Below are 24,512 nucleotides of genomic sequence, written 5' to 3' on the forward strand. Positions count from 1 at the left end.
TCCCCCGCTCTTCCGGATGATTCGCCGTGCTTCCGGACCCGGATCCGACTTGCGCCGTTCATTCGTGTTCAGGCGGAACGCGCCTGATGCCGTACCGGATCTGTCGGAATTCGGATGATTCGCGGCAAGTCGGAAGGATACGCGTTCTGCCGCAAGTAAAGGTACGCTTTTTCCAGGAACGCTTCTTCATACCCGGGTTTCGTTTCGATTTCCGGCCACCATGCCTCCAACATGCTTTGCACCAGTTTTTCACGGGCATCCGGTTTCAATTCTTTTCTGCGGATCAAAAAGGACTGGAGTACCGAGAAACGGTGTCCGCTCAATACCGGTATCTGCTTCAAAATCACCTCTTCCCTGGGGGTCAGCCACGGATCGGTATGGAAAAGTTCCAGTTCCTCCTTTTCCCGCAGCTCCATGACCACCAAGGTTCCCGCCGCCAAATCCCCCAGTCTCTTCTCCCGTCGGCTCAAAAAGATGGAAGCCATCCCGAACAGAAAACCGAACGGCAAAAGATCGGCAAGCAACATCAGGTTGCGCAAAATCACCGCAGCCAGTCCCGGATGTCCTCCGTGGTCACTGACAACCCGTATTCCGAGCAGTTTTTTCCCGAGCGTCTGCCCTCTCATCCATGTTTCCGTCACCACGAAATAAGCCAACGGAAATGCGGAAGCCACCACATACGTAAGCGCCATGAATTCAGAGAACATGCTCATGCCGATCATGAGCATCCCCAGCGGGATGAATGCTCCGGCCACGATCAACAAATCGATCAACTTGGCCATCCCGCGCGTAAACAATCCGGCGGTTTCCACCGGAATCCTGACGTTCTCGGGAGTATGAATTTCGGTGATATTTTTCATGAAATCCCCCTTTTTCACGTTTTCATTATACAATAAGATGGTAATCTCAATGATCGAGTGTCAGGCGAACTTTCTGATGGAGGGCAACAATGTGGAAAGGATCGTGAGGACCCGTCGTTCAAAAGATTTTGTCCGGGATCACCAGGCCTCTTGGGAACGATTGGATTCGCTGGTACGGAGGCTCTCCGGAGAAGGTGCCCCCCTGTCTCCGGATGAGCTGGATGAGACCTGGGAACTGTACCAAATGACTTCCTCGCATTATGCTCACGCGGAAACCGTTTTTCCCGGCCATGAAGTGACGAAACGACTGAGAGAGATTGTGGTTCGTGCACACAATGTGCTGTACGGGGCCACCGTTCGCAAAGGGTTGTTCAGGCGGTTGTTCCGGTTTGTGTGGCGGGAATTTCCCGATTTGGTCCACGAACGGTTCGGATTTGTCTTGGCGGCATTTCTCCTTTTTTTCGCGGGCTCGGCATTGGCATTCGCTGTTACCTGGCAGGACTTTGAAAACATGTCTTACTTTCTGCCTGCCGAGTTTGGTTGGGCCGATCCGGAAGACGTGGGCGATCCGGTTGTTTGGGATCATGCCCTCGTGTCCGCGGAAATCATGGTGAACAACATTCTGGTGGCATTCAAATGTTTCGCTTACGGAATTCTGCTGGGGATCGGAACCGTGTACGTATTGTTTTACAACGGCATGCTGCTCGGTTCTCTCAGCGGTTTTTACATGAAATCGGGAGTGAGCTACGAGTTTTTTGCGTTCATCTGGCCTCACGGCATCATTGAGCTGACGGCCGTTTTCATTTCCGGAGCCGCCGGATTGGCATTTGCCTGGCGCCTGTTTGTTCCCGGAGATCTGCCGAGGAAAGAAGCGCTGATCCGTGAAGGACTGGTCACGGTCAAGCTGGCCATGGGCATTGTTCCCATGCTGGTGGTGGCCGGCTTGATCGAAGGATACATCACACCGCTTGACTGGCCGCACTGGACCAAATATCTGGTCGCCTTTCTCACGCTCGTGCTTTTGGTGTTGTATTTCGGTCGGCCCTTCCTGAGGCACGGGGTCATCCGCGCCGAAGAGACGAAAACCGGGAATGCTGCCTGAAACGTCGGCGTCTCCGGGCGGCCGGGTCATTCTTCCGTGCATGCGGAACGACGTGTGACGTTTTGATTCAATTCCATGTGAAATCAAACAAATCGGGGGTTTGACATTCATCTTCCGACAGAATGGGAAACTGACGGATCCGAAGATCTTCGTGCAAACGGGACCACTCGCGGGGGTCGGATCCGTCCGCCTTCCTGAGCCGGACCGGTCTTCCCTTCCATACCGGCCGTGAACCCAGTTGTTTGACAAAGACGGGAATGCCGGAAGACCGGCAAACACCAACCAGAGACAGGATCCATTCGATTTCACAAGCTCTTGCCCGGGATCCGGTCTCTCCCCCGATCATCACCCAATCCACCTTTCCCGGCAGGCCGGGAATTTCCCCGAGCAAAGGTTCCGCCACCAGAAAACGGATCCTTGCGGGAATCTCAAGCAAAACGGGGATTCTTTCTTCCGCCCGTCTCCGATTCTCCGTGGTGACACCGCACCACACATTGGCCGGCAAGCGGGATCTTTTCCGCTTTTCGCACCAGGCGCGGGCGGCCCGATACATCCCCGCCGGACGTTTGGTGATCAGCAGGAACGTCTGGGAAGGGCTTGCGGCCATTGCATCAAATATGTTCATATGCCATTCCTGCGGGATCCACTCCCCGAACAAATCCGTCATGCTGCCGACAAACCGTCTGGCCGGCTTGCGTGCGCGCCGCCAGGAATCCAGCACATCTTCCCGCAACACGAGTTTTGGAGGATCGCCGCGATACGCCAATCCGCTTGCGAAGGGAAAAGTCCGGGACAAATTCATGGACTCGGCGTAACAATGGAGGCACCCCTCCGAAACTTTCCGGCACCAGTGTCCACCCGTACCGGCCACCACCACCGGATTGTCTGTCTTGTCCACGCAATGATCCCCGCTGTGATTCATGTCTCATCTCTCCCGAAATTCGATGGCGTCGTTTCTCATATCAAGCACCACGGGTTCGCAAGTCGGCCGGGAAGCCGCATTCGGGTCGGTTCCCGGAAGTCGAAAGGGAACAACAGTTCCCGATGATCTGAGTCTATCCGAAAATCCGGTCATTCGCAATCCATTGGAAAAGGAGAATGAACTTGGCACGTATCGAGTCACTTTTCCGCAAGCTGGATGAGTGGAAGTCAACGCTTCCCGGCACCTGGGGCCTGGTGGTGGAAGATCTGCAAACGGGAACGCGTTGGACTGTGAACGAAGACCGATTGTTTTATGCTGCCAGCCTGATCAAAGTCCCGATCATGGCGGCCGTGTATCGGGAGGAAGCGGCCGGTCGGCTGACCCTTGAAGAGGAATGGCCGCTGTCGCTCGAAGACCAAGTCGGGGGAAGCGGGATCCTTCAGCACCTTTCACCGGGAATTCGACTCCCGATCCGGGACTTGGTGACCCTGATGATCATTCAAAGCGACAACACGGCCACCAACATGCTGATCCGCCGCGTCGGAACGGAGACCATCCGAAAAACCATGGTCGAACTGGGCATGCGGCACAGTCGGTTCCACAACCCGCTCATGATCGTTCCGTATCCTTTGGAAAACGTGAATGTCGTGACCGCCGCCGACATGGCCGCCTGCTTTCGGAGAATCGCCCGCGGTGAAGCCGTTTCCCTTCACGCCAGCCGGCGAATGATCCGCACTCTCAAGAAGCAGCAAGATGCGGCCGGACTTCCTTCTCTGCTGCCGCCGAAACATCCGGAAGGAATCGTTGGTCTCCAGCCATTGTGGGAGTGGGCGCACAAAACGGGACAAGTGAACCGGATCCTGCACGATGCGGGAATCTTGTATGTCGGAGGTCGTGCTCTGTCGGTGACGGCTCTCAGCGAAGGACTGGACATTCGCACGGCAAGATCTTGCCTGGGAGAATTGGGCTTGCGGGCCTACGAATGGATGAGAGAGCCCGGCTGAAACCGTGCCGGCTGTACCGAATGTGCATCACGACACCCGTTCTTTCGAAGTCGTTGGAAAATTGCGGATTGAGAAAAACAGGTGATTCTTCACGGGAAATCGTTTCGTTCGTTTTGGAACATGTCATCCGAAATGGGGGCGAAAAACTTGTTGAAGGATGTCACGCTCGTTCTTTTTGTGATCTTTCCGTTGATTTCGGTGATTCTCGGCGTGTTGTTCCATCTCTTTTTGTACAATTGGAGATTCGCCGCGCTTGTTCCGTCCTTTTTGCTGCCGCTTGTGCTTTTCATTGACGAAACAGGGTTTGCGTGGTCAACGTTCCAAGCGAACGTGGATTCCTGGTTCTTGTACGGCATTGCCTATGCGATCCTTTCCCTTGTTTCGATCTTCGTAACTTCCGCAGCGAGGAAAAAGAACACCGAATGACCGGCGGCAGGAGGAATGAATGAACATACGGTATACCACGTCGCTGTGGTATTGGCAGTCGATGAAGATTCCGGGAAAGCGGCGGGCTTCATCAATGCCGTCAGTGACGGCGTTTTGTCGGCGTACATCCCCTTGCTCGAGGTATTGCCGCAGTATCGAAACCGGGGAATCGGAACGCAATGGGTCCAACTCATGCCGGATGAGCTGAACAGGCTTTACATGGTGGAGGTGTTGTGCGACGAAACGTTGCAGCCGTTTCACGAAAAATCAGGGATGAAACCGGCAACGGGCATGAGGATTCGAAATGATAAGCGACAATCCGGGTTGCCCGGCCGTTGAATCACAAATGAACCGGCCTTGAATACAGGCCGGTTTTTCATGTTTCCTCAACGAATGAACGCGCGCACGATCGGATAGTCGAAGTCACGCCCCTGCCACGCGCGAATGATTCCCATGAACGGGACCACCACATAAGCAATCCCCAGAACAATCAGCATCGGAATACCGATCAGCACGATGATGAGCGCAAACCCGATGACGGCGAGAACCCACATCATGACATGGAACAGGAGGGCTTGCAGGGACAACTTGCGAACGCTCCTGTCATCGGAGACGAGAAAAACGATCAGCGGCAACAATACCGGTGCAAACCAGGTGCTGATGTGTACCAGTATTTTCAACCATTTGGGATCAACCAGCTTCTGGGTGTCCAACTCCACACTTCCTTTCCGTCAACATGTAACCATGCTTCTCATTCATGTTTACCCTTTTTCTCCGCCGGCGATGCCGACCGCATGAGAAAACCGGGAGCCGGCACATTCCGCACGCCGGCTCCCGGTCAAAAGTTGTCACTGATAACGCTCCAACAGTCGTTCAATCAGGGGATGTGCGAGCTCTTTCCCGCGCAGTGCGCTCAACCAGTTCTCGGGAACGGCCCCGATTCCGTCACGAATCCCCGCCAGACCTCCGGCGATGGCCGCATTGGTATCGGTGTCATCCCCCAGGGAAATCGCATATTTCACCACTTCTTCGTAAGACCCCTGACGCAATGCCCATCGGGCCGCCCGGAGTCCGTTCACCACATAGCCGCTTCCATCCGGTTCGATGTCTTCATCCGGGCGGATGGCATATTCGAGCTCCTCTCGATATACCGAATCCTCGGGATACAGCCCGCGCAGGGCCTCCACCGCACTGAACCAGGCTTCTTCCGCATCCTCCATTCCGTTCAAGAGACGCCGCGCCCAGAGGGAGTACAGAGCGGAACACACTTGGTTGGTGGGGTGACCGTGCGTGACGAGTGCCTGCAAATGAGCGTCCGACACCAGCTCTTCATCCGTCCCTTCATGCCAAAGAGCCAGCGGCAAGACTCTCATCAAGGCTCCGTTTCCCTTGGCTTCCAGATCCACGGAACCCGCTTCCGTGGCGGGCGTGCCGGATCGGTATGCCCGGATGGCCCGGGAAGTTTGAAGACCGACGTCAAACACCAAACCATCCACCGCGTAATCCCCGCGCTCATACCAGCCCGCAATCCTCTCCACCAGATCTTCCGGATCCATTTCTCCCGTGCTGAGCAAGGAATCCAGCAATGCCAGCGCATGTGCTCCGTCATCCGACCAGGTTCCGGGAGGAACGTGCGGATAGCTCCTTCGAAACCCGGCGGGCGGGGACATCTCCAGTTGTTCCAGGGCGGGGATCTCCGAAGGGTCATGAAATTCGTACGGAACCCCGATTGCGTCGGCCACGAGAAGTCCCCACATTCCTCCGGCCGCCTTCTCTCTTTTTTTCCCTGCGCCGATCATGTTTTCTCTCCTTTGCACATGTTCGAAAACCGGATCATTGTTGCGAAACCCGTTGTTTCAGCTCAACATTCAACCATTCGGCTTCTTTCAAAGCACGTCCGTCGCGAAGAACATCCCCGGGTCGGCTCCCTTCCCCGATGAGAAAACCTCCGAATCGCATCGACATGAAGTCAAAAATGTACTGAAATTGCTGAACCAGCGGCAATCCCTTCACCCTGGCCCGGTCACCGCCGCAGATCACCACATAGGCGATTTTCCCGTTCATGGCAGATTTGAAATCATATCTGGTGTCCCGCAAACTGTGAGACCAGCGATCGATGAAATTTTTCATGAAACCCGACATGCCGTACCAGTACAGGGGCGTGACGAACAGGAGGATATCATGGCGCATGATCCGCGTGATCACGTCGTGGTAGTCATCATCCACCGGCTTGAACCCTTCTTCGTCATGCCTCTTGTCCACGATGGGCAGGATGTGATGATCCCGGAGAAAAATCCATTCGGCGTCCAGGTCCTTGAGCACCCTTTCCACCAGGGCCTCCGAATTCCCGCGGGAGCGGGAGCTTCCGCAAATGACCGCAATTTTCACCTTTTTCCCTCCCAGACAAACCGGTTCACGACCCGCCGCGACACGGTATTCATGACGATAGTATATCACATGAAAAAGTCCCGATTGATGCGCGTTCACTCCTTTGACGCAAAAAAAGTTGCCGTCCGCAAATGCGGAAAGCGGCAACCGTTGTCGTCAAATTCTTGCTCCCGTTCGCATCCGAAGCATCAGGTACGCGTCAATGACCCGATCGGCCAGAGCATCCGGCTCCACGTCGAGCACGGTGGCATGGAAGCGACGGAACTGTCCGAGACGCCGGGCTCTTTGTTCCAGCAACTGCCGGATGACGAAGTGGCGGAAGACCTCTTTTTCGTTTTCCGGAAGCCGGTCGGGTTCCCGAAAAAGCTCCGGTTCCTGCATGGTGACAAACAAGATCGCATGCTTTTTCCGGATGGTGGTCATCAAAGGCGGCAACGTGAGAGACCCGGCGGCCGAGGCATCGGTGAACACCGTGACCAATGTCCCTGGCCTGTGAAAACTCTGCACGGCGTCCCAGCCGGCCTGAAAATCGGTTTCCGCATAGCGCGGGGCCAGGTCGTGGGTTTCCTCGATGATCCGCTTCAGATGTGCCAGGCCTTTGGCCGGCGGAATCCGGACGTGGATGCGGTCGGAAAAGGCAGTCAGACTGACCCTTTCTCCTCTCCGTAAGGCCACTGCGGCGTAACCCAGCGCAGCTTCCAGCGCGGTATCCAGCCGGGAACGGCCGTTGTATTCCACCCCCATCAGCCGACCTGCATCCAGCAGGATGGCCACTTCATGACCGGTCGCCGGTTGCATGACGTTGGTCATCAGTTTTCCGTGACGGGCGGAAGCCATCCAGTTGATCCGGCGAGGCTCATCATCGGGTTGATACTCCCTCAGATGGGAAAATTCCGGACCCATTCCGAATGTCCGGGGATGGGGAATCCCTTCCTGCTCCATTTGCTCGCGGTAATATCTTCGTCGCGCCTTGCGGACCGGATCGAGCACGGGAAAAACCTGGACGTGTTCTTCCGCAGGCACCGTGAGTTGAAGGATGAGAAACCCGAGAGGACTGGTCAACCGCAAGTGGATGTCCCCGAACCGGTGTTTTCCTCTCCGGTGTGGAGAGACCGTGTAGCTGACCGTTTTCCCGGTTTCGGATTCCCACTTCACCGGCATGGTTCTCCGATCGATCCGGAAGCCTTGCGGGAAATCATCCTGGACCCACATCATGAGCGAAAGAGGCTCGGAAGCCGTGACATGAATGCGAACCGGATGTTCCTTCCCCAGTTCATGAAGCGCATCCGTTTCACGCTTGGCGGTGATGGTCGGCATCGATCGAAGTGACCGGACATCGATCAGGGAAAGGCCCAACGCAACGCCCGTACCGATCACAAAAAACAGCGAACCCAACCCCAAAAAAGCTCCCGCGAAGGTGGCCGCAAAGCCGATGACCAGCAGGAGAAGCAGGCGGGGAGCCGGGAGGATGGCCATCTTACCGGGGAACCGAAACGGTCTCCAGAATTTCATCGAGAACATCGTCCGCACTCCACCCCTCCAGTTCGCCGTCGGGATGCAGGTGAATCCGATGGCGAAGTGACGGTTTGGCCACCTTTTTCAAATCATCCGGGGTCACGTAATCCCGCCCGTTCATGGCTGCTTCCGCCTTGGCCAGCGACAGGAATCCGATTCCCGATCGCGGACTCACGCCGAGGATGATTTTGGGATGTCTCCGGGTGGCACGCACGATCTCCAGAGCATATCCGGCCACGTCGGGCTCCACCCGTACTTTCTCCAGCGCGCGGCGCATCTCAAGGATTTCTTCCGCATCGGTCACCGGTTCGAGCCCTTGTTCCCGCCGGGACGTGATCCCGGATGTGAGCAGAAGCTCCCGTTCTTCCGCCTCTTCCGGGTAACCGACGAGCAACTTGACCGCAAACCGGTCCACCTGCGCCTCCGGAAGCAGATAGGTCCCTTCATGCTCCAGCGGGTTTTGGGTGGCGACCACGAAGAAGACGGGCGAAAGAGGAAACGTTTCCCCGTCGATCGTCACCTGTCGCTCCTCCATTGCTTCCAGGAGCGCGGATTGGGTTTTGGGCGGCGTACGATTGATCTCATCCGCGATCAGGATGTCGGTGAACACGGGCCCTTTCCGTGTGGAAAAACGGCCCGATTGCAAATCGTACACCTTGGTTCCGGTCACGTCGGCAGGCATCAGGTCCGGCGTGAACTGGATCCGCCGGTGATCGCATCGAACCAGTTGCGCCAGGGATCGCACCATCAACGTTTTCCCGACGCCGGGCACCCCCTCCAGCAACACATGTCCGCCCACCAGCAAACTTGCCCACAGGAGGCGGAAATTTTCTGCTTGACCGATGACGGATTGGCCGAAGGACTCGATCATCCGGTTCGTCACCGTTTGGATGCGGGAAAGTTGTTCGATCGGGGTTTCCACGTGGCAAGCTCCTTTCTCAGAACGTTCATTTCGTTGTACAAGCGTACCAAAAGTCCTTCGGAAACGGATTTTCCCTTCAGTCCCGAAATGGTTCCGCAGATCTCATTCCATGAGGCGCAAAAATGTTCACCCAAACGGGCCCTCATCTCCTCGACCAGCCGTTGTTCCGGCAAAGAGTCGGGGATCCGGAGAGCTGCCCGGACCTCTTTTTCCAAACGCTTCTGTTGTCTGCGAAGCAATTCCGCGGAACCGCCGACCCGCATCAACCAGAAGGCCATGGCATCCACTTGGGACTGTCCTTCCCGCTTTTTGCGGGCCTGTTCCCATCGCGGGGCTCCAAACCGTTTTCCGCGGGCGTAAAGCCACAATCCCGTGAGAAGAAGCAGTTGGAAAACGATCAGCCAAACGATGGGCGGATATTTCACTCCCGACGCCTCATCGCCGGACGGATCCGGCTCAAAGGAGGGAGCGGCGGGGCGGGATTGAGGGGGCTTCGCGAAAGCGGCGTGAACCGTTTCGTCAAAATATACCGTATTCCCGAATGATTCCACCAATCCGAGGGGAACGGCAAGATTGTCCGCCTGATCCAGCCCTTGATTCGAAACGATATACGGCTCGGGAACAAACACCAGTTGACCGTTTCCTTCCCGCTTCATCGACACCAAGATCTCTTCGGAGTGATTCCCCAGCAGGACTTCATGATCCGTATTGGTGATGCACTGTCGATCCGGCCATCTCAGTTGCCGGATTTCCCGGAACCAAGGGTTGTCCGCCTGTTTCGTGACGGGCATGAAAACCAAGTCCGATTGGCATGTGTCTCCTTCCAGACCGAATTCACTCGCCCAAGCGGAGTCGGGAGGCGTCCACAGAATCAATTGGTTTCCTTTCCTCACCCATTCCAGGATCTTTTCCTTCACTTCCTTGGCGGGAGGCTCTGTCCAAGGATGGATGATCATCAGGGTGGAACCCGTCTCCCCGGGAAGATTGGTGTAATCGTCTTCCCACAAAGCGGTGTTCACTCCTCTTTTTTCCAGCAAAAGTTTCAACGCTTTGGTTCCTTCCGCCCCGGCATTCAAGGAGGACCAGGGCAATCGGTTGCTCTTCGGCCACAGCGTGATCAGCAGGGCGGCGAGCAGAATCACACCGATGATGATGAGAAGCGGCTTGAATTTGAACTTGACCTTCATCCGGACTCCCCTCTCCCTGTCAGCTTCCGGGTGAGGAGGCGATATCTCTCCAGTTCTTCCCTTCCGATCGCCCGATTTCCGTACCATACTTCATCGAACGTTCGGCTCAACTCACGGAAATCTTCCGCGCTTTCCGGCCAATTCCGTTTCGCCTCTTCCCTGTATTCCCCGTTGGTTTTGGCCGGATGACGTTTCAATTTTCCTTCCCGGAATGCAAACTCAAGAAGCCCGACGAACAGGGCCCGAAGCGCCAAACGGAATGCACCTTTGGAAACCATGTGTTCGGCGGCTTCCTGCCAATCCGCCGTCCGTGATTCGTTCGGCTTCTTCCGGGAAACCGGCCGGTTCTTGCGGTAATTCCAGAGCCACCAGACCAGGATCACCGCCAGGCTGACGCCCAGCGTCCCCCAGATCATCCACTCCACTCCGCTCAAGTGCGGGATCAAGGGAGCAGAAAACCATTCCGAAAAAGAAGAATCACCGACCGGAGCTTCGCCCGACACGGGGAAGTCATCGAGACCCTCGAAATTTTGCCCGAATTCGCTGCGCTTGAACTCGGAACCGGACAAAATTTCTTCCAGCTGTTCACGGGCTTTTTGCATGTCTGCCTTGATGTTGATCACCTCCCGGCTCTGTCAGGATGACCGGAATTGTTCCAACAGGTCCGTTCCGCGAAGTCTCCCTTCCCGGTCCCTGTACAGAAGGATCAGAAAGAGATTGGATACGGGAACCAAAAACGGCACCACCACGGCCACGTACAAATAGTGCAGCCCCTTCCACAACCACTCCGGATCCGTGATTCCGACGGAGAGGCGGATTTCCTCCATGAAAAACCATCCGTAAATCAACAGCTGAGATCCGATTGCGATCAGAACAAGGCTTCCGACCGTTTTCAGCACCATCCCCCGGCACAGCTTCCAACTTTCGCGCACGGCCGTCCCGAGCCGCGTCCGGTTCTTTACGACCATCGGCAAGATCCATGCCAGACGGATGACAATCAGCATCGCCGGAAACGTGGACCACATGAGTCCTTCAGCCACCGCCTCCGCGGAAACACCGATGAAACCTTCGTGGTTTTCAAATGATTCCAAAGGCGCGGAAACCGCAAGCGTCATCAGAAGCGCCGACAACCCATGGATGACGACAAACAGGAGGATGACGAAAAAAAGCGGTTTCATGTGCCGCCGCAGCACAGAAAACCCCGCTTTGAATGACCACTCGTCCGAGTCGGGAAGAAGGGCGAAAGCGGCCATCATCACAGGGAACAAAACGCAATCCCAAATCAGTTTTTCAAGGATCAGATCGAGGATGACAGCATCCGCGGCATCGGGGGGATCCACGTACATGTAATCGACGTATCCGTCGTAATACCATACCGAAAGCGGCGTCACGATCAAGAAACTGAACAACCAGATTTGAAACAGATGCTTTCGGTACAATCGGAATGTTCCGTCCAACAGCTCGCGAAACGTGCAGGGAACATACGATGTCGGCAACCCGGCCACCAAATCACCTCCAACGAATTCATTATAACTGAATGAAGAAGAGTTTTTTCAAAAAAAGTCGGACGTCGGATGGACGTCCGTCATGGTCGCCGGAGAGTTTTGCGGAACCCTGTCATTGATTCATGATCAGTTGCATGGTGGAGTGATCCAGTCGTTTGATGACGGCAATCAGGAAACGCTTCATCGCTTCGATGTCTTCCTTGTCCACGATGGAGGCGTGGGAATGGATGTAACGCGAACAAATCCCCAAGGCCGCGGACGGCACTCCCTTGTCCGTCCGGTGCACGCGTCCCGCATCCGTTCCTCCCTGAGAAACGAAGAACTGGTACGGAATGTTTTCCGATTCGGCGACATCCAAAAGGAAGTCTCTCATCCCCGGAAGCGTGATCATGCTGCGGTCAATGAGCCGGATGACCACTCCCTTGCCCAATTTGCCGAATCCGTTTTTCACTCCGGGCGTGTCGCCGGCCGGACCGGCATCCACGGCGAAGAACAGATCGGGTCGGATGAGGGCGGCCGCCGTTTTGGCTCCGCGAAGACCCACTTCTTCCTGCACGGTGGCACCGGCGTAAACGGTGTTCGGGTGATCTTCATCGCGAAGCGCTTTCAAAAGCTCGATCGCCATGCCGCAGCCAAACCGGTTGTCCCATGCCTTGCTCATGATTCGCTTTCCGCCTTCCAGTTCGACGAACGGGCAATGGGGAACGGCCACACACCCGGTGTCGATGCCCCATTCTCTCACCTGATCCTCGTTTTCGGCCCCGATGTCGATGAACATCTCGGACAGAGTCAAGGGTTTGCGACGCTTCTCTTCGGACAACAAATGAAGCGGAACGGAACCGATCACCCCGTGAATCTTCCTGCCGTCTTTGGCGATCACGTCGACGCGCTGCGCAGGAAGCACTTGGGACCACCAGCCGCCCATCGTTTGAAACCGGAGGAATCCTTCCGGCGTGACCCGGGTGATCATGAACGCCACTTCATCCATGTGTCCGGCCACCATCACTTTCGGCCCGTTTTCCGCGCCGCGTTTGATCCCGAAGATGCTCCCCAGCCGGTCTTGGATGATTTCTTCGGTGTACCTCCGGAGTCTGGCCCGCACCAGTTGCCGGACTTCCCGTTCAAACCCCGGTGCGCCCGATGCCTGCGTCAGCTCTTCGTACATTTTCCAATCGATCATTGTTCCGTACCTCCGTCCCTGGTGACGTGTTGTTCTTGAGACTCTTTCCATTCCCGGTATCTCCGGTGCACGGTCGCCCTGGAAATCCGGTAACCGAATCCGCGAAGGGTGGCGGTGATCTCGTCGAAAGTCAAATTCTTTTCCTTGAGAGCGACAATCTGTTCGATCGGCACTTCTTTCCGGTCCCGCCCGCCTTTTCCGCGATTGGACAAGTTGCGTGACGGATCAAATCCTTTTTCCCGGATGGCCCGGCGCATCCCCCAACTGATTTTCTGATTGATCATCTTTCGTGTGAATTCTTCCACGCGCGCCACAATCGAAAGGACCATGGAGTCCCCGGCATCCAGTTCCAGTTCTCCGTTTTGCGCCATGGAAAAAATCCGGCAACCATGCCTGTACAGCTGATGCAGGATGGCCAGTTTCGCTTCCCCGCGCCCCAGCCGGGTGTCATCCTGCACCAGAACGACGGTCGCCTCTTGGTTCCGGGCCAAGTCGAGCAACTCGTACAATCCCGGCCGGTCCAGGTCAAAGCCGCTGTGTCTTTCGGCGATGATCCGGATGATCTCAAATCCCCGCTCCCTTCCCCATGCTGCCAGTTCTTCACACTGCCTGTCCAGACTTGTTTCCTGTTCTTCCTTGCGCGTGCTGACCCTGGCATACACGACCGCTTTTTCGGACGAAATCGTTCATCAGCCTCCCGGCATTCGATGTCTCTTGAAAGGATGGACAAATTCGGATAAAGTGGGGAAGAAGGAGTGAAGCCCCTTGATCGATCAGGAACTCATCCGACGTATCAACGAATTGGCCAAAAAGAAAAAGACCGTGGGCCTCACGGAAGAAGAGCGGGCGGAACAGGCCCGGCTGTACAAGGTTTATCTTGCGGCCATCCGCGGTCAGGTCAAACAACAGCTCGACCGGATCCAGTATGTGGACAACCGAAAACCCTTGAACTGATAATTCATTATACTCCATGAGCGAAATCCGGACAATTTCGCGAATTCCACTCATGGAAAACATAACCCGAAAAAGCCCCGGGATCCGACTTTTCCGGGGCTTTTCCTTGAATTCGGAGTTGGATGGGGAGGAAACCGAATGAAATCGTGGAAGGGTCCCGTCTTTCTTTCGGCGGCGGCGGCCATTTGGGGCGGCATGTACGTGGTCAGCAAAGCCGTGATGGATCATGTGCCGCCGTTTGTCCTGGTGGAGATGCGATACCTCATCGCTTTGCTCGTGCTGGGATTGTGGGCTTGGGTCAAACAGGAGTATCGCATCGACAAAAAGGATGCTCAATCACTGGCGTTGGTCGGCTTGGTGGGATATACCGGATCCATCGGTTTGCAATTTGTCGGAACCCACTTGTCCGGCGCGGCCATGGGTTCACTCATCACTTCCGCATCCCCGGCGCTGATTTCCCTGTTCGCTTGGAAGCTTCTCCGGGAAGAGATGAACCGAACCAAATGGATGGCCGTGGTTGTGGCCACGCTGGGGGTATTGGTGGTGGTCGGAGTTCCTTCCGAAGGCTCTGGCTCTTCCGTTGCGGGGAATGCGGCCCTGTTCGGTGCCGCGCTCACCTGGGCGCTGTACACCGTACTCAGCCGAAAACTGACACTTCGGTATTCTTCGTTGACAGTCACATTCTGGGCCACGCTGTTCGGCATCGTCTTTACCGTTCCGCTGTGTCTGTGGGAGATGTCCGTCAAACCGGTGACGATTCCCCAGGATCCCTGGGTATGGGCGGGCATTTTCTATATCGGCGTCATATCCACGGCAGCCGCTTTTTACTTGTGGAATTTGGGCTTCGAGTACATCGATGCCTCCACCGGTTCCCTGTATTTCTTCGTTCAACCCGTGGTGGGCGGATTGCTCGGGGCTTGGCTGCTGGAAGAAACCTTGGGCATTCCGTTCTTTGCCGGCGCTCTGCTGATCGCTGTCGGCATCGGACTGTCCACCCGACCTTCGAAAGTCCCGCGAACGAAATCCTGAAAAAACCTTCCGATACATTCAAAAACCCCCTTGGCCTTGGCCAAGGGGGTTTCACCGTATGGGGCAACAGGATCAACTCTTTGTTTTCTTGACCGATTGGTTTACCATGATGATTCCTGCAACAACGACCAAGATCCCGATTTGCCACAACCAACGCTCCGGAGCTTTCAACAGAACAAAACTCCAATATTCAGACGAAGACATTCCTTTACCCGGATAAACAAAGACAGCGGGGATCCATCCAATAATCGTGCTGATGACCCCGAGAAGGACCAAGACAATTCCCGACCATTTCTGCCCCACAACTTTTTTCATGATCATCATCCCTCTCCTTAAGATCTCGAATCAATCCGCCACAACAGCATCAAAATGGATGATGGATGTCCTTTCCAAAAATCATCGAATGTTGGCCGGATCATTCAGGATCTGTACATGAGCCTTTTTTGAACGATCGGTTCACCAACCCAATTGCCGCAACCATGATCAAAATCCCGATGAACCACAGCCAGCGATCCGGAGCTTTCATCCAGACAATGCTCAAATATTCCGTCAAGGTTGATGCCATGAAAGGATAAATAAAAAGAGCCGTGATCATGCCCAACGTCGTGCCGACCGATCCGAGAACGAGCATTCCGATCAGCGATCGATTCACCATCCAGATTCCGAAAATAACGATCAAAAGTCCGATTTGCCACACCCAACGTTCCGGATCTTCCAGCAATACATCTCTCCAAAAGTCAGACGAAGTCCCGTATTCTCGGGTCGCCATTTCAAGAACGATTGCCAATCCCAGGGACGTACCCAATGCCCCGAGGAAGAGCAGCACAATCCCCAACCATCTCAGCCCTGCAACTTTTTTCATGTTCATCCATCCTCTCCGTCAAACAGGGAAGGAAGTCCACCCATTCATTTGATCCGGATGGTTTGGACTTCACCGGAAATTATCATCTGACTCATACTTCTTCCCCCGTTGGGGCACGTTGATGGTGTATCACTTCAATTTTATCATCGGGAGGAATGAACATGGCAGATCCGAAGAGACCCGTGGGCCGAAACGAACTGAATGACGGTAAACTTGCCGATGCTCCCTCCGGTCGAGGTCCTGAAGAACGGATCACGGCAGGCATCCAGGAAGCATACGGAGTGTTTCCCGTTGATCAGAAAGAAGAAGACGAAGGTGAAGGGATGGATATGCTTCATCCATGAGATGATTGAAGCTCGGAGGATCCGGGCTTTTTTTGTATCTTTTTGTTTGTGTTGCAAACAAGTTGATGTTTTCAACTGTATTCTGCGGGCGGGAGGAATCGAACAAATAGCGCTGCGCCGGATATGACCTGTGCACGAATCAAACGGAGAACATGTTGCGATATTCGCTTGGAGTGACGCCGAATTTACTTTTGAATGCCCGTTCGAAAGCAGAAAGGCTGTGAAAACCGGTCTCAAAGGCGATGGAGGTGATGGAATGATTGCGATTCCGCAACAACTGTGCTGCCGTATGCAATCTCAGATTCCGAAGGTAACGCCCCGGCGTGCTGCCGACATGTCGTTGAAATGAGCGAATCAGGTGATATTTGCTGATCCCCGTGATTTTGCACAGATCGTCCAAGGTGATCGGTGATGAAAGATTGGCATGAAGATATTCGATCCCCTTTCGCAAGGAAGGATGTTCAATCGGTGGAGGAGCTGTCGGGACCCAATCGTTGGAGTGAGTACCTTTGTGGATGGACAACAAGAACGACACAAGTTTCCATTCAAATTCATCCGATTCCATCCTGCTGAGCGGATGGCACAGACTCCTGAGAAACAATTGTTCCACCTGCTGAACCAAAACCTTCGTGGAACTGTCACGGCCCCACGGAACAAAGCAAACTTCGGTTTCGGGCACGCCCAAGCGGTCGGCGATGACGTTCTTCAGAAAGTTCTGCTTGATGGTGATCAATAAAATCCGTGCTTCTCCGTCGCCCGCCAGATGCCTGTGGCGTTGACCCGGGGACAAAAGCATTCGACTTTCCGGACACCCTGTATGTCGTTGGGTTTTCTCATGTTGCATGATGCTTATTCCCTCAAGCTGAATGCTGACCTGGTACACGTCCTCATGACCGTGGAATTCATCAGCCTCTCCTTCTCCGAGTGTGAAAACCGTAAACTTGCAGTGTTTCAATTTCAATCTCAATGTCATGTTCTCCCTCCTCCGGATGAGTATGTGATCCCCCGCAATGATTGCTGCCACAGCAGCAATGAACGCCGAGCTTTTTCCGGCGTTTTTCCGGATCATGAAGATGAACGGAAACAAACCACAAAGACATTTGCCGATGATCGGTTTTCAACATCTTTTTCCCGATCCCCCGCACTCCAATCAAACCAAACCGGCAGACGGCAAGGAGGAGGATGCACATGACATCCAGACGGCGATGTCTCATGGTAATGGCCTGTGCTCCGGAAGGGATGAAACTGAGGGAAGCCAACCATCTGTTCAATCGGTACATCGCCGACCGCGAGCGAGGGCATTGTGTCTTTCACGACCATTTCCTCGATCGACCGGGCGGAGTGGCATTTTTTGAGGCGACTGACAAGGAACAGGAAGAGAGAATCCGGCAGGCTTCCGAGCTCCCGGGTTGGACCATCCAGGTCCATCCCCTGATCCACTCACGTTCGGCAGCAGGTTTCGTGGCCCAGTTGGATTACACCAGCGGAACTTACTTCAACATTCCCTTGTCTGCCCTGACGGAACGTATTCGAAAAGCAAAGGAAGAGAACCGGAGTCCTTACCAGGCTTGATTCCCGGTTCGCCGATGCAAGACCAGTCGATCGGAGCGGTTTGAATCGTCCCTGCCTGGACGGGGACGATTTTATATTTTTTTATTTTCGGTTTGTACAACAAACTGATTTATGATATAAATAGATCAACAATCCCCCATATGGAAATCGGGAGGGATCCTGACGATGATGCCGTTCAAGGAAATGGCACGGTTGAACAAACTGATTCACGAACCGGCCCGTCTGGCGGTGATGAGCGCCCTGGAAGCCTGCACGATGGCCGAGTTTCTCTTTTTGCAGGAGCTGACCGGACTGACGAAGGGCAATCTGTCCTCTCACCTTTCCAAATTGGAAAAAGCGGGATACATTCAAATCGACAAGATGTTTGTGCGAAAAAAAATACCTCATACCACGGTCCGCATCACGTCGGAAGGAAAAGCGGCGATCCGGGAGTATTGGGAGCAGATCGACCGGATCCGCGAAGTGACACGGCAATGGGAGAAAAAATGAAACATCCGTCCCGTGACTCCAAAATGGCCCTTTCGCCATCGTCACCGGGACGGATGTTTGCTCCGGGGAACCTGAATAGGCCGATGATTCGGACTCCTCGGCATCAGGTGTTCATGTGTAGAAAAGTTGGTAAAGCTGTTCTTGTTCAAAGAAATTCAGGTCCTTGTCCACCGTCGAACGGATTTCGTAACCCTGAAATGTTGCGACGATCAAGGTGGCGATGATTTTCGGGTCAATGTCGTCGCGAATTTGTCCGAGTTCCTGTCCACGGCGGATCACCATTTCCAAAAATTCATCCCACATCTCGTACTGCTTCTTCATCCATTCTCTCACGTATTCGTTTTTCCGGTGCATCAGAAACACCTGATAAAACGATTGCGCCCAAACGCCGGGATCCGACCCGCCGGAGCTTTTGTAGCAATCTTCCAGAATCCGGCTGATGACTTCCCGGATGTTGCAATCCGGCTTTTCCAGCTCCTTCAACGTTTTCTCCGCAATTCCCCCATACTCCCGATCCAGTTTCGCTTTCATCAGCTGATGAAGCAAATCTTCTTTGCTCTGAAAGTGAACGTAAAACGACCCTTTTGTTTTCCCGATCTCCGACATGACGTCATCAATCGTCATGGCGTCATAACCCTTTTCCGCAATCACCCGAAAGGCCGCCTCGATGATCCGGGCCTGGGTCCGTTCACCGGATTTGTATTTCACGGTAGTCAATCACCTGCCCCACATCACGGAAAAGTTGTACTTTCAATGATACCACATTCTCGGTGAAATCACTGAGTTTGAAGCAAGAAAGCGGGATGCGCCGACATGGTTCCTGTTCCGCGGTCCCGCTTTGAACGTCTGTTTCCTTGCACGCATGCGAAAATGCCGGATCCGCCTTTGCTCTGTCCGATCAGGAAGATGGATCGGTCATCTCACGGATGCCACTCCATGTACACCTGTTCGGCCATGACCTTGAAACCGCTCTCTTCAAGCAGGCCGGAAAGCCAGCTTGCTTTGTCCGACACATGCAAGACAACTCCGGGAACCTCGGGATGATCCGAAAACGCTTCTTTCAACAACGTTCGCGCGATGTCGACCCTGTCGGGCCGGTCCGGGCGAACCCCCAAATCCGTCACCGAAATCCGTGTGCACACTCCGCTTTCGTTCCGGTTCCGTCTCACGAGTGCATAACCGATGCTTTCTCCGTTCTCCGCTTCAACGATCAGGGCTTCTCCCTCCACCGCGGACATCCAATGGGATTGCCAGGGAGCATCGTGCCGGTAAAACGGGAGGCGGCCGGCGGCTTCCGGCTGACCCTTGCGGATCAAAACCCTCTCCCCCCCGTCCGGATGTCCCGACATGCGGAATGAATCGGTTTGAAACACGCGGATGACGTCCACCACACGGTATCCGTGACTCCGATACAGGGAGATGGCCCGTTCATTGACGGAAATGGCCTCCAAGGTGGCCCGTTGCACTCCCTCGCCGCGATAGAGGAGGATCGTTTCTTCCATCAATCTCCGCCCCACACCTTGCCCGCGAAACTCCGGCAACACGGCCGTGCCCCCGTTCCAGGCTTCCCTTCTTCCCCGGACCTCCCTGATGCCGTTGAGCACGAAACCGACCGGCTCCCCCTTTACGCCGGCGATCAGCGAGTGATCCGGAGACAATCCTTCACGGCTGAGCCGCGCGTTGAACGCGGCCACATCCAGGGTCATGTTGCTGTAGTAATCGCTGAACGACCGGTTCCACAAACGAACCATCTCTTCCGTGTTCCATTCACTGAGGCGACATATGTCCATGGTCGTTTCTCCTCTTTTTTCAAATCGACACCTGTCCATTTTGATTATACCGGAACCGTTTCCTGATTTGTCCACCCATTGTGATATAATCAAAAATACACAATATGGACGGGAGGAAAACGGATGACGGACCGGTCATGGATCGAGTTTTTGGTGATCTCCCGGTTTCGGATGACGGACCAGTACCTTCCCAAACTGCTTGCCGCCCTGGAGTGTCTGACCAGGAACCAGCTCTGGAGCCGAACGGCAGACACCAACAGCATCGGAGGCATCGTGCTGCACATGCTGGAACATCTGAAACGCCATGCCCATCCGGGCTCGAACGGCGTCGGGATCGAGGAATTCTTTCCCGATGACACGCTCTCTCCCGACGGGCTGGCCCGCTTGGCGGAACAACAATTTGCCGAATGGGCCCTCCGGATGGATGCATGGATTTCATCCTGTCTGTCCGACACCCCCGTTGACGCTCCCGATTTGTTTCGGACGTATCATTTGATCGAACACTGTGCGTACCATCTCGGACAGGCGGTGGACCGCACACGGCAAATGACCGGCGTCCGGTTTGATTTTTGCCGGCGAGGGTTGAATGAAAAACAATTGCGGACACGAGTGGAACATCGACTGCGGGAACTCGGCGGTTTCGGGAGTGAATCATCTTGAGAAGCGATTCCGGTGAAGATGGCCGATGCATCTCGACGGCCCGCCGTTCCTCCCCTGACGCAAAGGACGTACTTTATGGATCATGCGTCGAAAAAGGGGGCGGGCAAGATGAACATTCTTGATGACCTGACGCCTGGCACGTTTGACCTCCACATTCATACCACCGCTTCCGACGGGTTGTATTCCCCCGCAGCCATCGTCGAACTGGCTGCTTCCATCGGACTCCAAACCATCTCCATCACGGACCACGACACGATGGATGGAGTGGAGGAAGCGAAAGAGGCGGGAAAACGGTTGGGCATCCGCGTCATTCCCGGCGTGGAAATCACCACCCGCTTCAAGGGAAAAAACGTCGATGTGCTCGGCTACCACATCCGCGATCAGCAAAAAATCAGCCGCCGACTTGAAACATTCCGGAAAGCCCGGGAAGAGCGTGCGGCCAAGATCATTGAGAAATTTTGTGAAAACGGCATGCCGATCACATTGGAGGATGTACGCCGTTTCAGCAAAGGCGGCGTCATCGCCCGTCCCCATATCGCCCGTGCCGTGGTGATGAAGGGATATGCGTTTGACACGCGGGAAGTGTTTGAACACTATCTGGCTGACGGCAAACCGTGTGATGTACCGAAAAAGGAACTTCCGCTCGAGGCGGGAGTGGAGATGATCCGGGAGGCCGGAGGTGTGGCCGTGCTGGCCCATCCCGTGCTGCTCAAGGATTTCAAATTGGTGGAAGAGATCCTGGAACAAGGGATGGACGGCATCGAGGTCTGGCACCGGAAACACACCCGACATGACACCAAGGAACTCCTCAGGTTGGCGGAAAGGCATCGATTGGTGGTAACCGGCGGCTCCGATTTCCATACGGAAGACCATCCGCTGGGGAGATTCATGTAACCCACCCTCGCTTGACTCGATTCAACCGAAACACATACAATTCAAATAAGCGCTTTTTATCAATTCCGGTTGCTGAGTCAATCACGGAAAGGACTGGAGCACATGAAAATCCTGGTCATCGGAGGCAGCCCCCGGGCCAACGGAAAAACCCGGGTCGTCGCCGAAGCGGGCAAGGATCTTTTGAAAGCAAAAGGAATCGAAGTCTTGGAATTTGACGTGCGGAACCATGCCCTTCCGCTTTATGACGGCGATGAAGAAACGGCCAACCATCCCCAGGTGAAACGATTGGTGGAGCTCGCCGGCGAAGCGGACGGCTTCCTGATTTGTTCACCGGAATATCACAGCGGAATGAGCGGGGCGCTCAAAAACGCCCTTGACTTTTTGAGCGGCAAGCAATTCCGTCGAAAACCGGCTGCCATCGTGGCGGTGGCCGGCGGAGGCAAAGGCGGAATCAATGCCCTGAACAACATGCGGACGGTGCTCCGCGGCGTGGGGGCCCTGGTCATTCCCGACCAACTGGTGATCGATGAAGACCGCATTCAAGGGAATCTCATCGTGGACGAAACCCTGCAACGCCGCTACACCGACCTGGTGGAACAGCTGGCGGAAATCACCTCCGCGCTTCGCGCGGCCAATGCATACAAATGATCGCTTTCCCGTTTGACGGATCAAACCAACCCTCCTGTCGGAAAAGGAGGGTTTTTTTCATGTTTTTTTGTTTGTGTTGCAAACTTGTCTGCGTTATCCGGTATGTTCGTCTTCCCTCTTCCCTCTTCCCTCTTCCCTCTTCCCTCTTCCCTCTTCCCTCTTTCCCAGTCGTTCCCTCTCCACGACCAATCTTCAGAATCTGCTATACTGTGAAAAAGGAAGCATCTTTCAAACAGAAAGGGCTGACAGAAACATGAGTCCGAAGAATCTGGGGATCCTGCTGCTGCTATCCGCCATCTGGGGTTCATCCTTCATCTTCATCCGGATTTCCGCACCGGAATTCGGCCCGGTCGGCCTGGTTGAGCTTCGTTTGGGCATCGCACTCATCGCCTTGCTCATCTATGCCCTGCTTCTGAAACATCGACTCACCGTCTTTCGCCGGTGGAAACAGCTTTTGCTCCTCGGTGCGGTGAACGCGGCCATCCCGTTTGTCCTCATCTCCTGCGCCGAGTTGACCATCCCGGCGTCCACGGCGGCCATCCTGAACGCGACCACACCGCTGTTCACGGCCATCCTGGCCCGTTTTTGGTTGGACGAGCCGCTCACCCGCGCCAAGATCATCGGCCTGGTGCTCGGCTTTGCCGGAGTGGGCGTGTTGGTGGGATGGGCTCCCTTGGAGTACGGTTTGCCGTTGGTATTGGCTGTGCTCTTCATGCTGTTGGCCGCCTTTTTGTATGCGGTGGGCAGCATTTATGCCAAAAAAGCATTCCAAGGTTCCGCGTTGGAACTCTCCATCGGTCAATTGGCCGGTGCCACGGTGTTTTTGCTGCCCTGGTCGATTGCCTTTCTGCCGGAACACAGTCCGTCGATGAAAGGAACCTTTTCCATGCTCGCCTTGTCCCTGCTTTGCACGGCTTTCGCTTACCTGCTCTACTTTCATCTGGTCAAGGAAGCCGGTCCCACCCAAACCACGTACGTCACCTTCCTGGCTCCGGCGTTCGGCGTGATCTGGGGGATGCTTCTCCTGAATGAGACCGTCACGGCAGGAACCGTGACCGGACTTCTGATGATCTTTGCCAGTGTATTCATGCTGACCGGTCGATTGCCGAAACGAAAAGCGTCCCAATCCCCGTCCTCCGACGAACGGACTTGATCCAACCGCTCCGGTACTTCCCGGATGAGATCGCCCCCCGGTTCGGCGAGATCCCTTTCCTTTTGATTTTTTTGGAACGAAGACTGAAAATCCCGTCCATCAGGACGGGTGTTTTTTCTTGCGGTATGTCGGCGGTCCTCCGATCCAAACGTCATGGCGAAGAAAACGGATGAGGGGCCGGATGACGGGGTCAGGCGCATCCGAAGAACAACAAAAAATTATCGAATATTTCAACGATTGATCTTCGTTTGATATATAATTTTATTAAGGAGGTGTCGACCATGTCCGAATTGGATAAAGCCATCGAGGAAGAAGCAAAGAAAAGCGTGCTGGACGAATGGCCGGAATTTGCCAGTTTTGCCAAGCCTCCTTACAAAATCGGAGACAAAGTCCAGGTGAAGATCTGCAGCATTGTCCCCTTCGGAGCTTTTTGCCATACCATGGACGAACACAAGTACAAAGGGTTGATTCATATCAGCGAAATTGCCAATGAACAGGTGGATGTCATAGAAGACTATCTGGGGGTCGGCGATGAATTTGAAGCCACGGTAAAAGCGATCAAGGAGAAAAAACAAGGCGCAACAAAAGCCTACAAGCTCGAGTTTTCGGTCCGATCCTTGAATTTGAAACCGAAGAACGAAAGGCCGTTCAGCAAATTGGCGACATTGAAAGACCGGCTGAAAGTTGCTCATGAAGAATTGAATCTGAAAAAGGTCATCAACATGGACACCGACAGCACCCACAGCGAGAAAAAAACGTATGTCAACATGACGTTCGCCGGATATCCGAGAGACATCCAACACCTGCTCACCTACATTGAAAATGTTTGTGGTACCGTCTCCGAAGAAAGCAGAAACAGGATCATTGAAATGGCCGACAAACACGGAATCTTCCTGACCACAAAAGCCATCCTTGAAACCGATGCCGAATTCACCCGCGATCTGTCCCACCATTTCCTGAACGAAGTCGAAAACAGAATCGGGGATGATCTTTAGCCCGGCTGAATACACGATCACTCAACATCTGAAAGAACAGTTCAAAATCAGGGTCGGAGAAGCCACGCAAGAAGAAATCATGGAAATGATTCAAAACGGAACCGTCATATT

31 protein-coding genes are annotated in these 24,512 nt (G+C 54.6%); 14 read left to right on the forward strand and 17 right to left on the reverse strand.

The annotated features are described in order from the left end of the window. Window positions 1-68: 68 nt before the first annotated feature. A complete protein-coding gene (locus tag EG886_RS06740) occupies window positions 69-860 on the reverse strand; it encodes an RDD family protein (RefSeq protein WP_124727415.1) in 792 nt (263 codons plus the stop codon). A 91-nt stretch (window positions 861-951) separates the two neighbouring features. Between EG886_RS06740 and EG886_RS06745 the strand changes: the two genes are divergently transcribed. Then, window positions 952-1,962: a stage II sporulation protein M gene (locus EG886_RS06745; protein ID WP_164491704.1), complete on the forward strand. Its 1,011-nt coding sequence runs from the start codon at window positions 952-954 to the stop codon at window positions 1,960-1,962. A 67-nt stretch (window positions 1,963-2,029) separates the two neighbouring features. Here EG886_RS06745 and EG886_RS06750 read toward each other — a convergent pair whose 3' ends face one another. Next, window positions 2,030-2,884 (reverse strand): DUF5131 family protein, encoded by an 855-nt coding sequence (locus EG886_RS06750; protein WP_124727417.1) that lies wholly within the window; start codon window positions 2,882-2,884, stop codon window positions 2,030-2,032. Between the two features lie 182 nt (window positions 2,885-3,066). Here EG886_RS06750 and EG886_RS06755 point away from each other — a divergent pair, with 182 nt between their 5' ends. From EG886_RS06755 to EG886_RS06765, 3 genes are all read left to right on the forward strand, one after another. Continuing rightward, entirely contained in the window at window positions 3,067-3,888 is an 822-nt protein-coding gene (locus EG886_RS06755) for a serine hydrolase (RefSeq protein ID WP_241154404.1), read from the forward strand. A gap of 147 nt (window positions 3,889-4,035) precedes the next feature. After that, window positions 4,036-4,314 carry a hypothetical protein gene (locus tag EG886_RS06760; RefSeq protein WP_124727419.1) on the forward strand — a complete coding sequence of 93 codons (279 nt, stop codon included), beginning with the start codon at window positions 4,036-4,038 and terminating at the stop codon, window positions 4,312-4,314. A gap of 15 nt (window positions 4,315-4,329) precedes the next feature. Beyond that, a complete protein-coding gene (locus tag EG886_RS06765; RefSeq protein ID WP_124727420.1) occupies window positions 4,330-4,653 on the forward strand; it encodes a GNAT family N-acetyltransferase in 324 nt (107 codons plus the stop codon). Between the two features lie 47 nt (window positions 4,654-4,700). Here EG886_RS06765 and EG886_RS06770 read toward each other — a convergent pair whose 3' ends face one another. The 10 genes from EG886_RS06770 to EG886_RS06815 form a co-directional block, all read right to left on the reverse strand. Continuing rightward, window positions 4,701-5,027: a DUF4870 domain-containing protein gene (locus tag EG886_RS06770; RefSeq protein ID WP_241154405.1), complete on the reverse strand. Its 327-nt coding sequence runs from the start codon at window positions 5,025-5,027 to the stop codon at window positions 4,701-4,703. 135 nt (window positions 5,028-5,162) lie between these two features. Then, window positions 5,163-6,113, reverse strand: coding sequence for an ADP-ribosylglycohydrolase family protein (locus EG886_RS06775; protein WP_124727421.1), 951 nt, complete (start codon window positions 6,111-6,113; stop codon window positions 5,163-5,165). A 34-nt stretch (window positions 6,114-6,147) separates the two neighbouring features. Then, entirely contained in the window at window positions 6,148-6,702 is a 555-nt protein-coding gene (locus EG886_RS06780) for a flavodoxin family protein (RefSeq protein WP_124727422.1), read from the reverse strand. 156 nt (window positions 6,703-6,858) lie between these two features. Next, window positions 6,859-8,214 carry a DUF58 domain-containing protein gene (locus tag EG886_RS06785; protein WP_164491705.1) on the reverse strand — a complete coding sequence of 452 codons (1,356 nt, stop codon included), beginning with the start codon at window positions 8,212-8,214 and terminating at the stop codon, window positions 6,859-6,861. Continuing rightward, window positions 8,180-9,139, reverse strand: coding sequence for an AAA family ATPase (locus EG886_RS06790; RefSeq protein WP_338134636.1), 960 nt, complete (start codon window positions 9,137-9,139; stop codon window positions 8,180-8,182). The genes EG886_RS06785 and EG886_RS06790 overlap by 35 nt, the downstream gene beginning before the upstream one ends. Next, the gene (locus tag EG886_RS06795) at window positions 9,097-10,326 is read right to left on the reverse strand and encodes a DUF4350 domain-containing protein (protein ID WP_164491706.1); all 1,230 of its coding nucleotides are present in this window, start codon (window positions 10,324-10,326) and stop codon (window positions 9,097-9,099) included. Before EG886_RS06795 ends, EG886_RS06790 begins: the two co-directional genes overlap by 43 nt. Then, entirely contained in the window at window positions 10,323-10,949 is a 627-nt protein-coding gene (locus EG886_RS06800) for a DUF4129 domain-containing protein (protein WP_124727425.1), read from the reverse strand. The genes EG886_RS06795 and EG886_RS06800 overlap by 4 nt, the downstream gene beginning before the upstream one ends. Window positions 10,950-10,961: 12 nt before the next feature. Further along, entirely contained in the window at window positions 10,962-11,831 is an 870-nt protein-coding gene (locus tag EG886_RS06805; RefSeq protein WP_124727426.1) for a hypothetical protein, read from the reverse strand. A gap of 112 nt (window positions 11,832-11,943) precedes the next feature. Continuing rightward, the gene (locus EG886_RS06810; RefSeq protein ID WP_420894138.1) at window positions 11,944-13,011 is read right to left on the reverse strand and encodes a M42 family metallopeptidase; all 1,068 of its coding nucleotides are present in this window, start codon (window positions 13,009-13,011) and stop codon (window positions 11,944-11,946) included. Further along, window positions 13,008-13,673, reverse strand: coding sequence for a YneB family resolvase-like protein (locus tag EG886_RS06815; RefSeq protein ID WP_241154280.1), 666 nt, complete (start codon window positions 13,671-13,673; stop codon window positions 13,008-13,010). The genes EG886_RS06810 and EG886_RS06815 overlap by 4 nt, the downstream gene beginning before the upstream one ends. Window positions 13,674-13,776: 103 nt before the next feature. Between EG886_RS06815 and EG886_RS06820 the strand changes: the two genes are divergently transcribed. Together EG886_RS06820 and EG886_RS06825 are read left to right on the forward strand one after the other, a co-directional pair. After that, complete coding sequence (locus tag EG886_RS06820) at window positions 13,777-13,965, forward strand: DUF896 domain-containing protein (RefSeq protein ID WP_124727428.1); 189 nt, start codon at window positions 13,777-13,779, stop codon at window positions 13,963-13,965. A gap of 138 nt (window positions 13,966-14,103) precedes the next feature. Continuing rightward, the gene (locus EG886_RS06825) at window positions 14,104-14,994 is read left to right on the forward strand and encodes a DMT family transporter (RefSeq protein WP_124727429.1); all 891 of its coding nucleotides are present in this window, start codon (window positions 14,104-14,106) and stop codon (window positions 14,992-14,994) included. 72 nt (window positions 14,995-15,066) lie between these two features. On the opposite strand, the gene EG886_RS06830 is transcribed toward EG886_RS06825, so the two are convergent. Both EG886_RS06830 and EG886_RS06835 read right to left on the reverse strand, forming a co-directional pair. Next, a complete protein-coding gene (locus EG886_RS06830) occupies window positions 15,067-15,309 on the reverse strand; it encodes a hypothetical protein (RefSeq protein ID WP_124727430.1) in 243 nt (80 codons plus the stop codon). A gap of 100 nt (window positions 15,310-15,409) precedes the next feature. Next, on the reverse strand, window positions 15,410-15,856 hold the full coding sequence (locus EG886_RS06835) for a hypothetical protein (RefSeq protein WP_124727431.1): 447 nt from the start codon (window positions 15,854-15,856) through the stop codon (window positions 15,410-15,412). A gap of 161 nt (window positions 15,857-16,017) precedes the next feature. On the opposite strand from EG886_RS06835, the gene EG886_RS06840 reads away from it, so the two are divergent. After that, a complete protein-coding gene (locus EG886_RS06840) occupies window positions 16,018-16,200 on the forward strand; it encodes a hypothetical protein (protein ID WP_124727432.1) in 183 nt (60 codons plus the stop codon). A gap of 139 nt (window positions 16,201-16,339) precedes the next feature. On the opposite strand, the gene EG886_RS06845 is transcribed toward EG886_RS06840, so the two are convergent. Beyond that, a complete protein-coding gene (locus EG886_RS06845) occupies window positions 16,340-17,173 on the reverse strand; it encodes a helix-turn-helix domain-containing protein (RefSeq protein WP_164491707.1) in 834 nt (277 codons plus the stop codon). A 215-nt stretch (window positions 17,174-17,388) separates the two neighbouring features. Between EG886_RS06845 and EG886_RS06850 the strand changes: the two genes are divergently transcribed. Both EG886_RS06850 and EG886_RS06855 read left to right on the forward strand, forming a co-directional pair. Further along, a complete protein-coding gene (locus EG886_RS06850) occupies window positions 17,389-17,772 on the forward strand; it encodes a hypothetical protein (protein ID WP_124727434.1) in 384 nt (127 codons plus the stop codon). 165 nt (window positions 17,773-17,937) lie between these two features. Further along, on the forward strand, window positions 17,938-18,261 hold the full coding sequence (locus EG886_RS06855; RefSeq protein ID WP_241154281.1) for a transcriptional regulator: 324 nt from the start codon (window positions 17,938-17,940) through the stop codon (window positions 18,259-18,261). A 111-nt stretch (window positions 18,262-18,372) separates the two neighbouring features. Here EG886_RS06855 and EG886_RS06860 read toward each other — a convergent pair whose 3' ends face one another. Together EG886_RS06860 and EG886_RS06865 are read right to left on the reverse strand one after the other, a co-directional pair. Further along, entirely contained in the window at window positions 18,373-18,969 is a 597-nt protein-coding gene (locus EG886_RS06860; protein WP_164491708.1) for a TetR/AcrR family transcriptional regulator, read from the reverse strand. 212 nt (window positions 18,970-19,181) lie between these two features. Then, window positions 19,182-20,051 carry a GNAT family N-acetyltransferase gene (locus EG886_RS06865; protein WP_164491709.1) on the reverse strand — a complete coding sequence of 290 codons (870 nt, stop codon included), beginning with the start codon at window positions 20,049-20,051 and terminating at the stop codon, window positions 19,182-19,184. Between the two features lie 123 nt (window positions 20,052-20,174). Here EG886_RS06865 and EG886_RS06870 point away from each other — a divergent pair, with 123 nt between their 5' ends. The 5 genes from EG886_RS06870 (at window position 20,175) to EG886_RS06890 (ending at window position 24,401) form a co-directional block, all read left to right on the forward strand. After that, window positions 20,175-20,711, forward strand: coding sequence for a DinB family protein (locus tag EG886_RS06870; RefSeq protein WP_124727437.1), 537 nt, complete (start codon window positions 20,175-20,177; stop codon window positions 20,709-20,711). A 108-nt stretch (window positions 20,712-20,819) separates the two neighbouring features. Then, entirely contained in the window at window positions 20,820-21,605 is a 786-nt protein-coding gene (locus EG886_RS06875) for a PHP domain-containing protein (RefSeq protein ID WP_124727438.1), read from the forward strand. Between the two features lie 102 nt (window positions 21,606-21,707). Further along, window positions 21,708-22,253 carry an NADPH-dependent FMN reductase gene (locus EG886_RS06880; RefSeq protein WP_124727439.1) on the forward strand — a complete coding sequence of 182 codons (546 nt, stop codon included), beginning with the start codon at window positions 21,708-21,710 and terminating at the stop codon, window positions 22,251-22,253. A 253-nt stretch (window positions 22,254-22,506) separates the two neighbouring features. After that, window positions 22,507-23,406 carry a DMT family transporter gene (locus EG886_RS06885; RefSeq protein WP_124727440.1) on the forward strand — a complete coding sequence of 300 codons (900 nt, stop codon included), beginning with the start codon at window positions 22,507-22,509 and terminating at the stop codon, window positions 23,404-23,406. Between the two features lie 281 nt (window positions 23,407-23,687). Then, window positions 23,688-24,401 carry a S1 RNA-binding domain-containing protein gene (locus tag EG886_RS06890; RefSeq protein WP_124727441.1) on the forward strand — a complete coding sequence of 238 codons (714 nt, stop codon included), beginning with the start codon at window positions 23,688-23,690 and terminating at the stop codon, window positions 24,399-24,401. Window positions 24,402-24,512 lie beyond the last annotated feature (111 nt).

This window comes from Staphylospora marina, from assembly GCF_003856495.1.
Taxonomy (GTDB): Bacteria; Bacillota; Bacilli; order Thermoactinomycetales; family Thermoactinomycetaceae; genus Staphylospora; species Staphylospora marina.